The organism is Streptomyces sp. enrichment culture, from assembly GCF_964272895.1.
Taxonomy (GTDB): Bacteria; Actinomycetota; Actinomycetes; order Streptomycetales; family Streptomycetaceae; genus Streptomyces.
In genome coordinates this window covers 3,701,166-3,714,429 of record NZ_OZ186832.1, presented here as the reverse complement: position 1 = coordinate 3,714,429, position 13,264 = coordinate 3,701,166, and the positions used below count along the sequence as shown (strand labels likewise).

General features: G+C 70.6%; 12 protein-coding genes and 1 tRNA gene. 6 read left to right on the top strand and 7 right to left on the bottom strand.

Translation table 11 applies throughout. The features are described from left to right. Positions 1-55 precede the first annotated feature (55 nt). Entirely contained in the window at positions 56-1,111 is a 1,056-nt protein-coding gene (locus tag ACSU6M_RS16820) for a peptidoglycan DD-metalloendopeptidase family protein (RefSeq protein ID WP_437070529.1), read from the top strand. Between the two features lie 54 nt (positions 1,112-1,165). Here the strand turns inward: ACSU6M_RS16820 and ACSU6M_RS16815 are convergent, their stop codons facing one another. The 5 genes from ACSU6M_RS16815 to ACSU6M_RS16795 form a co-directional block, all read right to left on the bottom strand. Beyond that, entirely contained in the window at positions 1,166-2,071 is a 906-nt protein-coding gene (locus tag ACSU6M_RS16815; protein ID WP_437070528.1) for an HAD family hydrolase, read from the bottom strand. A 70-nt stretch (positions 2,072-2,141) separates the two neighbouring features. After that, positions 2,142-3,044 carry an LLM class flavin-dependent oxidoreductase gene (locus ACSU6M_RS16810; RefSeq protein WP_437070527.1) on the bottom strand — a complete coding sequence of 301 codons (903 nt, stop codon included), beginning with the start codon at positions 3,042-3,044 and terminating at the stop codon, positions 2,142-2,144. 312 nt (positions 3,045-3,356) lie between these two features. Next, positions 3,357-3,905, bottom strand: coding sequence for an RNA 2'-phosphotransferase (locus ACSU6M_RS16805; RefSeq protein WP_437070526.1), 549 nt, complete (start codon positions 3,903-3,905; stop codon positions 3,357-3,359). 197 nt (positions 3,906-4,102) lie between these two features. Then, positions 4,103-5,854, bottom strand: a complete 1,752-nt coding sequence (locus ACSU6M_RS16800; RefSeq protein WP_437075184.1) for an SDR family oxidoreductase — start codon at positions 5,852-5,854, stop codon at positions 4,103-4,105. Positions 5,855-5,868: 14 nt separating this feature from the next. Next, entirely contained in the window at positions 5,869-6,711 is an 843-nt protein-coding gene (locus ACSU6M_RS16795; RefSeq protein ID WP_437070525.1) for a M24 family metallopeptidase, read from the bottom strand. 225 nt (positions 6,712-6,936) lie between these two features. On the opposite strand from ACSU6M_RS16795, the gene ACSU6M_RS16790 reads away from it, so the two are divergent. The 5 genes from ACSU6M_RS16790 (at position 6,937) to ACSU6M_RS16770 (ending at position 10,648) form a co-directional block, all read left to right on the top strand. Beyond that, positions 6,937-7,899, top strand: a complete 963-nt coding sequence (locus tag ACSU6M_RS16790; protein WP_437075182.1) for an ABC transporter ATP-binding protein — start codon at positions 6,937-6,939, stop codon at positions 7,897-7,899. After that, positions 7,889-8,794, top strand: coding sequence for an ABC transporter permease (locus ACSU6M_RS16785; RefSeq protein ID WP_437070524.1), 906 nt, complete (start codon positions 7,889-7,891; stop codon positions 8,792-8,794). The genes ACSU6M_RS16790 and ACSU6M_RS16785 overlap by 11 nt, the downstream gene beginning before the upstream one ends. Next, positions 8,791-9,702, top strand: coding sequence for an ABC transporter ATP-binding protein (locus ACSU6M_RS16780; RefSeq protein ID WP_437070523.1), 912 nt, complete (start codon positions 8,791-8,793; stop codon positions 9,700-9,702). The genes ACSU6M_RS16785 and ACSU6M_RS16780 overlap by 4 nt, the downstream gene beginning before the upstream one ends. 10 nt (positions 9,703-9,712) lie before the next feature. Beyond that, entirely contained in the window at positions 9,713-10,432 is a 720-nt protein-coding gene (locus ACSU6M_RS16775; protein ID WP_437070522.1) for an ABC transporter permease subunit, read from the top strand. Positions 10,433-10,563: 131 nt separating this feature from the next. Next, positions 10,564-10,648 (top strand) — tRNA-Ser (locus ACSU6M_RS16770). Positions 10,649-10,686: 38 nt separating this feature from the next. Here the strand turns inward: ACSU6M_RS16770 and ACSU6M_RS16765 are convergent. Both ACSU6M_RS16765 and serS read right to left on the bottom strand, forming a co-directional pair. Then, the gene (locus tag ACSU6M_RS16765; RefSeq protein ID WP_437070521.1) at positions 10,687-11,490 is read right to left on the bottom strand and encodes an HAD family hydrolase; all 804 of its coding nucleotides are present in this window, start codon (positions 11,488-11,490) and stop codon (positions 10,687-10,689) included. Next, entirely contained in the window at positions 11,487-12,764 is a 1,278-nt protein-coding gene (gene serS / locus ACSU6M_RS16760; RefSeq protein WP_437070520.1) for a serine--tRNA ligase, read from the bottom strand. The genes ACSU6M_RS16765 and serS overlap by 4 nt, the downstream gene beginning before the upstream one ends. Between the last annotated feature and the right edge of the window lie 500 nt (positions 12,765-13,264).

The window sequence follows — 13,264 nt, the reverse complement described above, 5'->3', positions numbered from 1 at the left end:
CAGCCGTACGACGTGAACAGGACGTGGCGCGTCCGCGCGGGCCACGATCGCTGACATGCCCTCATCTCGCCGTCACCCCCTCCTGGTTCCGGTGCTGCTGTGCGCGCTCGCCGTGCTCGCGGCGCGTCCGACCTCGGCCTCGGACTCCGGCGCTGAGGGCGCGGACGGTGGAGCGGCGGCGGAGGTGGCGCGGCTGTACGCGGACGCGGCGGAGGCCACCCGGCAGTACGAGGAGGGCCGCCGCGAGGCCGACGCCCAGCGGTTGCGGGCGCAGCGGCTGGAGGGGCTGCTGGACCGGCAGCGACGGGAGATCGCGGTGCTGCGGGACGACCTGGGCCGGATCGCACGGGCCCAGTACCGCGACAGCGGCGGGCTCCCGGGCGCCGCGCAGATGTTCCTGGCGGGCGGCCCCGACGAGTTGATGCGCGGTCAGCACCTGTTCTCGCGGGCCAACCTGGCGCTCGACAACGCGATCGGCAAGAGACGCCGGGCGGAGGAACGGCTCGCGAACGACGAGGCGAAGGCCGCGGCGGCGTGGCGGGAACTCGACCGGCGCACCGGCGAGCTCGCCGCGCTGAAACAGTCCATCGAGCACAAGCTCCAGGAGGCGCGCACGCGGTTGCAGGGGGAGGCGGACGCGTCCGCCCTGGCGGGCAGCTGCCGGGGCGCGGTGCGGCTGGAACAGCCGCCCACGTCGTTCGCGCAGGGCTGGGTGGCGCCCGTGGAGGCGTACGAGCTGTCGGCGAGCTTCGGCAGCGGTGGCAGCCGCTGGGCGAACCGGCACACGGGGCAGGACTTCGCGGTGCCGATCGGTACACCGGTGCGGTCGGTGGGCGAGGGCCGGGTGGTGAGCGTGTCCTGCGGCGGCGCGTTCGGCATCCAGATCGTCATCGAGCACCCGGGCGGCTACTACACGCAGTACGCGCATCTCGCCTCGGTCGCCGTCGACCAGGGGGAGCGGGTGATGAGCGGGCAGTGGATCGGCCAGGCCGGCACCACCGGCAACTCCACCGGGCCCCACCTGCACTTCGAGGTACGGGTCACCCCGGAGCTGGGCTCGGGGGTGGACCCGGTGCCGTGGCTGGCGGAACGGGGCGTGCACCTCGGCTAGCGAGGTGCGCCGGCAGCAGCCGTCCGGGCACCGGTCACGCCGGCCGGGCGCCGGTCACGCCGTCCGCGCCTCCGCCAGCAGGCGCTCGATCACGACGGCCACCCCGTCCTCGTTGTTGGCGGCGGTACGCCCGGAAGCCGCGGTGATGGCATCCGGGTGGGCGTTGCCCATGGCGTAGGAGCGGCCGGCCCAGGTCAGCATCTCGACGTCGTTGGGCATGTCGCCGAAGGCGACGACCTCCTCGTGCGAGATCCCGCGCTCGGCGCAGCACAGGGCGAGCGTGCTGGCCTTGGAGACACCGGGGCCGCTGATCTCCAGCAGGGCGCTGGGGCTGGAGCGGGTGACGGTGGCGCGGTCGCCGATGGCGGTGCGGCCGAGGGTGAGGAAGGCGTCGGGGTCGAGCGTGGGATGGAAGGCGAGGATCTTCAGCACGGGCTCGCCGGCGCCGGGCGCGTCCGGTCCCAGGAGCTGCTCGGCCGACGCCAGGGTGTCCGGGACCTCCATGTGCAGCTTGGGGTAGTCCGGCTCCTGGTTGAAGCAGTACGTCTGCTCCACCGCGTACACCGTGCCGGGCGCCGCGTCCCGCAGCAGCCGTACGGCGTCCAGCGCGTTCTCGCGGGGCAGCTCGCGCACCTTCACGAACCGATGGGCGCCGGGGCCGCCGTGCAGGTCGACCACGGCGGCACCGTTGCCGCAGATGGCGAGGCCGTGGCCGTGGACATGGGCGCTGACGACGTCCATCCAGCGGGCGGGGCGTCCGGTGACGAAGAAGACCTCGATGCCGGCCTCCTCGGCGGCGGCCAGCGCGGCGACGGTCCGCGGGGAGACCGACTTGTCGTCGCGCAGGAGCGTGCCGTCGAGATCGGTGGCGATCAGCCGCGGGCGGACCTTGGGGGGCTCGGGGGAGGCGGGGGGCTCGGGCTTTCTCGTCGCTGAGGTCACCCTGCCATTCTCGCGCATATGCCTGCACGGGCGTGCGGGACTCCGCACATCTGAGTCCCGCGCGGCCCGCCAGGCCCCCCACCCCCGCTCAGGCCAGCTGTGCCACACCCTCCATGGCGATCTGCTCGAAGACCTTCTGATCGGCCGCGAAGTCCGAGTCCGGGATGGGCCAGTGGATCACGATCTCGTCGAAGCCCAGCTCCCGGTGGCGTCCGGCGAAATCGACGAACGCGGCCAGCGACTCCAGGGGACGTCCGCGGTCGGGGGTGAAACCGGTGAGCAGGATCTTGTCGAGCTCGGTCACATCCCGGCCGATCGCTGCGCAGGCGTCGGCCAGCTTCTCGGTCTGCTCCCGCAGGGCCCGCACCGACTGCTCCGGCGTGCCCGTCTCGTACAGCTTGGGGTCACCGGTGGTCACCCATGCCTGTCCGTACCGGGCGGCCAGCTTCAGCCCGCGCGGGCCGGTGGCCGCCACCGCGAAGGGCAGCCGGGGCCGCTGCACACAGCCGGGGATGTTGCGCGCCTCGTGCGCCGAGTAGAAGTCGCCCTCGTACGACACCGCGTCCTCGGTCAGCAGGCGGTCCAGCAGCGGCACGAACTCGCCGAACCGGGCGGCACGCTCCCGCGGGGTCCACGGCTCCTGGCCGAGCGCGGTGGCATCGAAGCCGGTGCCGCCCGCGCCGATGCCCAGGGTGACCCGGCCGCCGGAGATGTCGTCGAGCGAGATCAGCTCCTTGGCCAGCGTCACGGGATGCCGGAAGTTCGGCGAGGTGACCAGCGTGCCCAGCCGCATCCGCTCGGTGACACCCGCGGCGGCGGTGAGCGTCGGCAGGGCACCGAACCAGGGGCCGTCCCGGAAGCTGCGCCAGGACAGGTGGTCGTAGGTGTAGGCGGTGTGGAAACCGAGCTCCTCGGCCCGCTGCCACGCCTCACGACTGCCTTCGTGCCACCGGCGGTACGGGAGGATCACAGTGCTCAGACGCAGACTCATGCATCGAGCGTAGGTGGCGCGCCCGGATTCGCTGAAACGGTCACCGTTTCACGTGAAACAGTCACGCTCCGTGGTCGGCCGACATCGGCTGGGGGCATCGACGGCGACCCGCACGCGCCCGCCGGCAGCGCCAGCGGCACCATCAGCTCCTCGGCCCCTCGACCCCTCGGCTCCATCGGCTCCTCGACCCCTCGGCTCCATCGGCTCCCCGGCTCCTTCGGCTCCCCGGCTCCTTCGGCTCCCCGGCTCCATCGGCTCCCCGGCAGCACGGGCACCTCGGCACCATCGGCAATCCCTCCCCAGCCCGAGGGGTCAGTGGGACTGAGGGAAGCGCAGATACTCCGGCGGCACCCCCGGCGTCAGCCACACCCCGTTCGCGCTGACGTGAAACACATGCCCGTCCCGGTGCATCGCCCCCGCGTCCACCGTCAGCACCACGGGCCGCCCTCGCCGGGCGCCGACACGCGTGGCGGTCTCCCGGTCGGCGGACAGATGCACGGCATGCCGGTTCATGGGCCGCAGCCCCTGCGCGCGGATCGCGTCCAGATGCCGGGCCACGGTCCCGTGGTAGAGGTGCGGCGGCGGGGTCGCCGGCGCGAGACCGAGGTCGACCTCGACGCTGTGGCCCTGGCTGGCGCGGATGCGGGTCCCCTCCACCGCGAACCGCTGCTTGTCGTTCGTGGCCACCACATGGTCCAGTTCCGCACGGGTGAACCGGAACCCGTGCGCGACGGCCGCCGCGATCAGGGTGTCGATCTCCACCCAGCCGGCCTCGTCGAGCACGAGCCCGATCCGGTCCGGCTGATGGCGCAGATGCTTGGAGAGGTACTTCGACACCCTCACGGTGCGTCTTTCGTCCATGCGCTCAGCATGCCGACCGAGACACGGATCACGCATTTCGTTTTGGCGGACATGTTTGATCCACAAACAACTCGGGTTATCCACAGCCGACTTGGTCGAGCTGTGGACAACTCCCGTCCGAGAAAGGCCGATTCGCGAAGTGCCCGAAACAACCAGCGGTGTTGAGCAACAGGTCGCGAACACAGGGTCGTTCGCCGTCAGAGCTTCGGCTGCACCCGCGCCAGCCTCCTCAACACCCCCGGAGCAAACCGGGACAAGGCATGTACACCCCGCGCCTCCGGCGTCACCGGCACCACCGCCTCGTTGCGCAGCACCGCCCGCAGGATCGCGTCGGCGACCTTCTCCGGCGGGTAGTTGCGCATGCCGTACAGCCGGGCGGAGCTCCTCTGCCGACGCCGCTCCTCCTCCTCGGCGACGCCGACGAACCGAGCCGTGGAGGTGATGTTGGTGTTCACCAGGCCGGGGCAGATGGCGCTCACCCCGATGCCCTGGCCCGCGAGTTCGGCGCGCAGGCACTCGCTGAGCATCAGCACCGCCGCCTTGGAGGTGCTGTAGGCGGGCAGTGCGCGCGACGGCTGGAACGCGGCCGCGGACGCCGTGTTCACGATGTGGCCGCCCTGACCGCGCTCGGCCATCTGCCGCCCGAAGAGACGGCAACCATGGATGACACCCCACAAGTTGACGTCGAGGACCTTCTTCCAGTCCTCGGGGGAGGTGTCGAAGAACGAGCCGGACAGTCCGATCCCCGCGTTGTTCACGAGCACATCGACCACGCCGTACTCCAGCGCGACCTTCTCGGCGAGCTTCTCCATGGCCTGCGCGTCGGAGACGTCGACCGCCTCGGCCCAGGCGTCCGGCGCGCCGATCAGCCGCGACAACTCGGCGGTACGGGCGGCGCTTTCGGCGTCCAGGTCGACGGCGATCACTTTCGCGCCCGCCTCGGCGAACGCGAACGCGGTGGCCCGTCCGATGCCGCTGCCCGCACCGGTGACCAGCACCAACTGGCCGCCGAACCGGTCGAAGTGGCGGCCGGGGGCTTTGACCTCGGTGCGCCCGCCCTCGATGCCGTTCACGAACTCGGTGATCCAGCCGGCCAGCTGCTCGGGCCGGGTGCGCGGAACCCAGTGCTTGGCGGGCAGCGTGTGACGGGTGAGCTGCGGTGCCCACAGCTCCAGTCCGTCGTAGAGCCGCTCGGAGAGGAAGGCGTCGCCCAGCGGTGTGACGAGCTGTACGGGGGCGTGGGCGTACGCGTCGGGGCGCGGCCTGCGCAGCCGGGCGCGCACGTTGTCGCGGTACAACCAGGCGCCGTGCGCGGCGTCCTGGGGCAGCGAGGAGGTCGGGTAGTCGCCGCCGGGCACCTTCTCGACGCGCCGGAGGATGCCGGGCCAGCGCTTGCCGAGGGGGCCGCGCCAGGCCAGTTCGGGCAGGACGGGGGTGTGCAGGAGGTAGACGTACCAGGACTTGGCGCCCTGGCCGAGGAGTTGACCGACCCGGCGTGGAGTCGGCTTCCGCAGGCGGCTGTTGATCCAGTGCCCGAAGTGGTCGAGCGACGGCCCGGACATCGAGGTGAAGGACGCGATCCGGCCCTCGGTGCGCTGGACGGTGACGAACTCCCAGCCCTGCACCGAGCCCCAGTCGTGCCCCACCAGATGCACCGGCCGGTCCGGGCTGACCGCGTCCGCGACGGCCAGGAAGTCGTCCGTGAGCTTCTCCAGCGTGAACCCGCCCCGCAGCGGCTGCGGAGCCGTCGAACGGCCGTGGCCGCGCACGTCGTAGAGGACCACGTGGAACGTCTCGGCCAGGCGCGGTGCGACCTCGGACCAGACCTCCTTGCTGTCCGGGTAGCCGTGCACCAGCACCACCGTCGGCTGCTCGGGGTCCCCGAGCTCGGCGACGCACAGTTCGACACCGCCGGTCCGCACCCAGCGCTCCCGCGCACCTTGAAGCATGGTCACCCCTCCGGTCACTTCTTCTCCGCCCAGCGCCGCACGTGCGGCAGATCGTCGTCCAGCCAGAACGCGCTCTCCTCGGGGTCCCGTGAGTCGGTGACGACCAGGATCTCCTCGAACTTCGCGCCGGTGCCCCGGAATCCGAGATGGGGCTCGACCGCCCACAGGCCCGGCTGCGGCGGATGGTCGGAGAAGCGGTACGGCGACCACAGCGGCGACCAGCCGTCGCGATGCCCGTGCAGGGCGTCGGAGGCCAGCCCCTTCAGCGACTGCGTGCCGAAGCCGAACACATGCGGGGAGAACCGGCGCTCGGCCACCCGGTCGACCTTGTGCGCGATCACCCCGAACGGATAGGCGCGGTGCCGGTTGGCGTAGCCCTGGCGGACCATGAGGCGGTCCACGTCCTCGTAGATCTCGCGCAGCGAGCGGCGCTCGCGGACCTCGCGCAGGATCAGCTCGCGGTGCGCCTGGAGGTCGTCCATCAGGCGGTTCTGCACGCGGTTGAGGCCGAGGGATCCGGAGTAGCCGATGTCCGCCACATAGCCCTGGTAGACCGGGGCCATGTCGAGGATGAACGGCATGCCCGGCTCCAGGGCGCGGTTGGTCGGGAAGAACTGCAGCGGGATGCGGAAGTTCACGAAGGCCGTGCGGTCCCCGAACCAGGCGAAGGGCAGATGGAACCAGTCCTTCACACCCCGCTCGCGCAGCCACTCCCGCTGCATGCGCGCCGCCTCACGCTCGGTGACGCCCGGCTTCAGCCGAGCCGCCACCGCCTCCGCGCACTCGTAGGCGAGCCGTTGCACCGTCCTGAATCCGCGCAGCTCCGCGGATATCCCGTCTGCCACTGCCGTCGTCATGCCGCCCCGTCCCACCCGGTCCACTGTGACTGCGGTACGTGTCCGTAACTTGACATCGCCGAATCTCGCACCTTGTTAGAGTCGGCGTCAATAGGGCGGGCGAAAGCCCGCGGCCCCGACCCCAGGGGGACCCCTAGGGTCCCGTACGACTCCAGAGTGACCCCAAGACGGCTCTGGAGTCTGACGACCGGCGTGGTCCGCGTCACTACCGTCTTACTCGTGACTGTGATCGCGACCGAAAGCCTGAGCAAGCGGTTCCCCCGGGTGACCGCGCTCGACCGGCTGTCCGTGGACATCGGAGCCGGTGTGACCGGACTCGTCGGAGCCAACGGCGCCGGCAAGTCCACCCTGATCAAGATCCTGCTGGGTCTGTCCCCCGCGAGCGAGGGCCGCGCCGCCGTGCTCGGCCTCGACGTCGCCACCGAGGGCGCCGCCATCCGCGAGCGGGTCGGCTACATGCCGGAGCACGACTGCCTGCCGCCCGACGTCTCGGCCACCGAGTTCGTCGTGCACATGGCCCGTATGTCCGGCCTGCCGCCCACCGCCGCCCGCGAGCGCACCGCGGACACCCTGCGCCACGTCGGCCTCTACGAGGAGCGCTACCGCCCCATCGGCGGCTACTCCACCGGCATGAAGCAGCGCGTCAAGCTCGCCCAGGCGCTGGTGCACGACCCGCAGCTGGTCTTCCTCGACGAGCCGACCAACGGCCTCGACCCGGTCGGCCGCGACGACATGCTCGGCCTGATCCGCCGCATCCACACCGACTTCGGCATCTCGGTCCTGGTCACCTCCCACCTCCTGGGCGAACTCGAACGCACCTGCGACCACGTCGTGGTCATCGACGGCGGCAAGCTGCTGCGCTCCAGCTCCACCACCGACTTCACCCAGACCACCACCACCCTCGCCGTCGAGGTCACCGACTCCGACACCCACCCCGACGGCACCCGCGCGATGCGCGAGGCGCTGCACGCGCGCGGGATCGCCGTCCAGGACGGCAGCGGCCTGCCCGGCGCCGGCCACCTGCTGCTGCTCACCGCCGAGGGCGACCAGACGTACGACCTGGTCCGCGACACCGTCGCCGACCTCGGACTCGGCCTGGTGCGCATGGAGCAGCGCAGGCACCACATCGCGGAGGTCTTCACCGACGACGGCGACGCACGAAAGGAGGCCGTCGGCCATGGCAGCTGAGCACCCCCTGGCGGCAGCGGGCGACCAGACCCGCATCCACAACATCGGCTACCGCTCCTACGACGGCCCCCGCCTCGGCCGCGCCTACGCCACCCGCTCCCTGTACTCGCAGTCCCTGCGCGGCGCCTACGGCCTCGGCCGCTCGGTGAAGTCCAAGGTCCTGCCGATGCTGCTGTTCGTGGTGATGTGCGTCCCCGCGGCCATCATGGTCGCCGTCGCGGTCGCGACGAAGGCGAGCAAGCTGCCCGTGGACTACACGGAGTACGCGATCTTCCTCCAGGCGGTCATCAGCCTGTACGTCGCCTCCCAGGCACCCCAGGCCGTCTCCCGCGATCTGCGCTTCAAGACGGTCCCGCTGTACTTCTCGCGGCCCATCGAGACCGCCGACTACGTCCGCGCCAAGTACGCGGCGCTGGCCTCCGCGCTGTTCATCCTCACCGCGGCCCCGCTGCTGGTGCTCTACGCCGGCGCGCTGCTCGCCGAACTCGACTTCGCCGACCAGACCGAAGGATTCGCGCAGGGACTCGTGTCCGTGGCACTGCTCTCACTGCTCTTCGCCGGGATCAGCCTGGTGATCGCCTCCGTCACCCCGCGTCGCGGCTTCGGCATCGCCGCCGTCATCGCGGTGTTCACCATCTCCTACGGCGCGGTCTCCGCCCTCCAGGGCATCGCCGAGCTCCAGGACAGCAGCGACGCGATCGCCTGGATCGGCCTGTTCTCGCCGGTCAGCCTCATCGACGGCGTGGGAGCGGCCTTCCTGGGCGCCCCGTCCTCCTTCCCCGGAGGCGCCGGACCCTCCAGCGCCGAGGGCGTCGTGTTCGTCCTGTTCGCCCTGGGCCTGATCGCCGCCAGCTACGGCCTCCTGCTGCGCCGCTACAAGAAGGTGGGCCTGTGACCACGCTCCAGATCGACCACGTCTCCCGCTGGTTCGGCAACGTGGTCGCCGTCAACGACATCACCATGACCATCGGCCCCGGCGTCACCGGCCTGCTCGGCCCCAACGGCGCCGGAAAGTCCACCCTCATCAACATGATGGTCGGCTTCCTCGCCCCCTCCACCGGCACGGTCACCCTCGACGGGCAGCCGGTCTGGCGCAACGAGGACATCTACCGGCACATCGGCATCGTCCCCGAACGCGAGGCGATGTACGACTTCCTCACCGGCCGCGAGTTCGTGCTCGCCAACGCCGAACTGCACGGCCTGGGCGCCAAAGCCGCCCAGAAGGCGCTGGCCACGGTCGAGATGGAGTACGCCCAGGACCGCAAGATCCAGACGTACTCCAAGGGCATGCGCCAGCGCGTGAAGATGGCGTCCGCGCTGGTCCACGACCCCTCGCTGCTCCTGCTCGACGAGCCCTTCAACGGCATGGACCCGCGCCAGCGCATGCAGCTGATGGACCTGCTGCGCCGCATGGGCGACGAGGGCCGCACCGTGCTGTTCTCCTCCCACATCCTCGAAGAGGTCGAACAGCTCGCCTGGCACATCGAGGTCGTGGTCGCCGGACGGCACGCGGCCAGCGGCGACTTCCGCAAGATCCGCCGCCTGATGACCGACCGCCCCCACCGCTACCTGGTGCGCTCCAGCGACGACCGCGCCCTCGCGGCCGCGCTGATCGCCGACCCGTCCACCTCCGGCATCGAGGTCGACCACGCCGAGGGCGCCCTGCGCATCCAGGCCGTCGACTTCGCCCGCTTCACGGCCCTGCTGCCGAAGGTCGCCCGCGACCACGGCATCCGGCTGCTGACGGTCTCGCCGTCCGACGAGTCCCTCGAATCCGTGTTCTCGTATCTGGTCGCGGCGTAGGAGGCCGAAGATGTACGACCCCACAGTCGCCCGGCTCACCTACCGGGCCCTGCTCGGCCGCCGCCGGGCCCTCATCCTGGGCGCGCTGCCCCTGCTGCTCATCGCGATCTCCCTGGTGGTGCGCGGCCTCGCCGGGGCCGACGACCAGACCGCGTCCGACCTGCTCGGCGGGCTGGCGCTCGCCACGATGGTGCCGATCATCGGCGTCATCGCCGGCACCGGGGCGATCGGCCCCGAGATCGACGACGGCTCGGTGGTCTATCTGCTGTCCAAGCCGGTGAAACGACCGACGATCATCTTCACCAAGCTGATCGTGGCGATCGCGGTGACCATGGTGTTCTCCGCCCTGCCGACCTTCGTCGCCGGGCTGATCCTCAACGGCAACGGCCAGCAGATCGCCGTCGCCTACACCATCGCCGCGCTGGTCTCCTCCATCGCCTACGCCGCCCTCTTCCTGCTCCTCGGCACGGTCTCGCGGCACGCGGTGGTCTTCGGGCTCGTCTACGCCCTCGTCTGGGAGGCCCTGTTCGGCTCCCTGGTGCCGGGCGCGCGCACCCTCAGCGTCCAGCAGTGGTCCCTCGCCGTCGCCCAGAAGGTCGCCGACGGAGAACTGGTCACCTCCGACGTCTCCCTGACCACGGCGACCGTCCTGCTGACCGGGGTGACCGTCCTCGCCACCTGGTACGCCGGCCAGAAGCTGCGCTCGCTGACGCTGGCGGGCGAGGAGTAGCCGCCCCACCCGTCGTACGTACGTTTTATTCAGTGGTGTCCCCCTCGCCGAAACGGCACAGTGGGGGACAGGGCGCCCGGGGCGGCCGCTTCGAGCACGCGCATCCCACGTCGCGTGAGGCCGCCCCTTTCGGAGGATTGGCCGAGTGGTAAGGCACCGGCTTGCTAAGCCGCGGTCGGGGGAGACCCCGCGCACGTTCGATCCGTGCATCCTCCGCAGATGTGAAGCCAGGGGCGGGTCGTCGTACGACCACCTCAGCCCAGCAGACGCTCCAGGACGACGGCGATGCCGTCCTCCTCGTTGGAGGCCGTCACCTCGTCCGCCACGGCCTTGAGCTCGTCATGGGCGTTGGCCATGGCCACACCCCGAGCCGCCCACCCGAACATCGGCACGTCGTTCGGCATGTCGCCGAAGGCGATCGTCTCCGCGGCCTTGACATCCAGACGCCGAGCCGCCAGAGAGAGCCCCGTCGCCTTCGACAACCCCAGCGGCAGCAGCTCCACGATGCCCGCGCCGGCCATGGCCACGGACACGAACCCACCCGCCGCCTGCCGGGAGGCTTCCGCCAGCTCGTCGTCGGACAGCGAAGGATGCTGGAGGTAGATCTTGTTCAGCGGCGCCGACCAGATGTCCGCCGCGTCCGTGAACGGCGTGGCCGGAAGCTCCCCGGTGAGCGCGTATCCCGGCCCCACCAGCACATCGCCGTCCAGACCGTCACGGCTGGCCGCCAGATACAGCGGACCCACCTCCGCCTCGATCTTGGCGAGGGCGACCCCGGCCAGCTGCCGGTCCAGTGTCACGGACGTCAGCAGCCGGTTCTCCCCGGCGTCATAGACCTGCGCGCCCTGCCCGCACACCGCGAGGCCCTGGTAGCCCAGGTCGTCGAGGATGTGCCGGGTCCACGGCACGGAACGTCCCGTCACCACGATGTGGGCGGCGCCCGCCGCGGTGGCCGCGGCGAGCGCCTCACGGGTGCGCTCGGAGACCGACTCGTCGGAGCGCAGGAGCGTTCCGTCGAGATCGGTGGCGATCAGCCGGTAGGGGAACCCGGTGGTCACTTGGCCACCGGCTCCAGCACCTCACGGCCACCGAGGTAGGGCCGCAGCATCTCGGGCACCCGCACCGAGCCGTCGGCCTGCTGGTGGTTCTCCAGGAGCGCCACGATCGTGCGCGGTACGGCGCACAGGGTGCCGTTGAGCGTGGCCAGCGGCTTGACCTGCTTGCCGTCCCGCATGCGCACGGACAGGCGGCGGGCCTGGAAGGTGTCGCAGTTGGAGGCCGAGGTCAGCTCGCGGTACTTGCCCTGCGTCGGGATCCACGCCTCGCAGTCGTACTTGCGCGAGGCGGACGCGCCCAGGTCGGCCGAGGCCACGTCGATCACCTGGAAGGGCAGTTCGAGGCCGGTCAGCCACTGCTTCTCCCACTCCAGGAGCCGCTTGTGCTCGTTCTCCGCGTCCTCGGGGGCCACGTAGGAGAACATCTCGACCTTGTCGAACTGGTGCACGCGGAAGATGCCGCGGGTGTCCTTGCCGTAGGTACCGGCCTCGCGGCGGAAGCACGGCGAGAACCCGGCGTAGCGCAGCGGCAGCTGGTCGGCGTCCAGGATCTCGTCCATGTGGTACGCGGCGAGCGGGACCTCGGAGGTGCCGACCAGGTAGTAGTCGTCCTTCTCCAGGTGGTACACGTTCTCCGCGGCCTGGCCGAGGAAGCCGGTGCCCTCCATGGCGCGCGGGCGGACCAGCGCGGGGGTCAGCATCGGGATGAACCCGGCCTCGGTGGCCTGGGCGATCGCCGCGTTGACCAGGGCCAGCTCCAGCAGGGCGCCGACGCCGGTCAGGTAGTAGAAGCGCGAGCCGGACACCTTGGCGCCGCGCTCGACGTCGATGGCGCCGAGGGCCTCGCCGAGCTCCAGGTGGTCCTTGGGCTCGAAGCCCTCGGCGGCGAAGTCGCGGATGGTTCCGTGCGTCTCCAGGACGACGAAGTCCTCCTCGCCGCCGACCGGGACGTCGGGGTGGACGAGGTTGCCGAGGGCCAGTGCGAGGCGCTTGGTCTCCTCGTCGGCCTCGTTCTGCGCGGCCTCGGCGGCCTTCACATCGGCCTTGAGCTGCTCGGCCTTCTGCAGCAGCTCGGCGCGCTCCTCGGGCGTGGCCTTGGGGATCAGCTTGCCGAGCGCCTTCTGCTCGGAACGGAGCTCGTCGAAGCGGACGCCGGACGACCTGCGCCGCTCGTCGGCAGACAGGAGAGCGTCGACGAGCGCGACGTCCTCTCCACGGGCGCGCTGGGACGCGCGCACACGGTCGGGGTCCTCACGGAGCAGGCGAAGGTCAATCACGTGCTCAAGGCTACCGGTGACGGGTGACGGCTCACGACTCACTATTCCGAAGCGCGGCTTACCTACCGTTATGGGGGAATTGTCTTCTGTGTCGGAGGCTGTCAATAAAAAGTGTCTCACTCCCTGGGGCGGGGCATGCGCGGGGTGCCCGGTTGACCGGATTCCCTTGCGGGGAGCGGCACTTGGGGGTCGTCGGCCGCCTCTTGTCCACAGGGATCCACAGCCGCGAGAAAGTTATCCACAGGCTGTGCGGAAGATCTGTGGACATCGGAATTGATCACTCCGCTAAGCGTCGACTCCTCCTGCGATTCCCTGGACAAACCTTCTTCACGCCCACCTTCGAGTGGAAATGCGTCGCCCCAAAGGATTGATCAAAGGAAACGAGTGGACGAAGGGTGACTTACGCCCCGGTGGCCGCACTTGATCCATCCGGGGCGATTTGTCGACTGCGTGCCCCTTCGATGTCGACTTGTGCACAGGTCGAGAAGTGGGCCTGTGGA

What these genes read in the sequence shown, in the direction of transcription:
- ACSU6M_RS16800 (WP_437075184.1), bottom strand. Translation starts at nt 5,854, where the DNA reads ATGCTTCAAGGTGCGCGGGAGCGCTGGGTGCGGACCGGCGGTGTCGAA.
- ACSU6M_RS16795 (WP_437070525.1), bottom strand. Translation starts at nt 6,711, where the DNA reads ATGACGACGGCAGTGGCAGACGGGATATCCGCGGAGCTGCGCGGATTC.
- ACSU6M_RS16805 (WP_437070526.1), bottom strand. Translation starts at nt 3,905, where the DNA reads ATGGACGAAAGACGCACCGTGAGGGTGTCGAAGTACCTCTCCAAGCAT.
- ACSU6M_RS16775 (WP_437070522.1), top strand. Translation starts at nt 9,713, where the DNA reads ATGTACGACCCCACAGTCGCCCGGCTCACCTACCGGGCCCTGCTCGGC.
- ACSU6M_RS16785 (WP_437070524.1), top strand. Translation starts at nt 7,889, where the DNA reads ATGGCAGCTGAGCACCCCCTGGCGGCAGCGGGCGACCAGACCCGCATC.
- ACSU6M_RS16810 (WP_437070527.1), bottom strand. Translation starts at nt 3,044, where the DNA reads ATGAGTCTGCGTCTGAGCACTGTGATCCTCCCGTACCGCCGGTGGCAC.
- ACSU6M_RS16820 (WP_437070529.1), top strand. Translation starts at nt 56, where the DNA reads ATGCCCTCATCTCGCCGTCACCCCCTCCTGGTTCCGGTGCTGCTGTGC.
- ACSU6M_RS16815 (WP_437070528.1), bottom strand. Translation starts at nt 2,071, where the DNA reads ATGCGCGAGAATGGCAGGGTGACCTCAGCGACGAGAAAGCCCGAGCCC.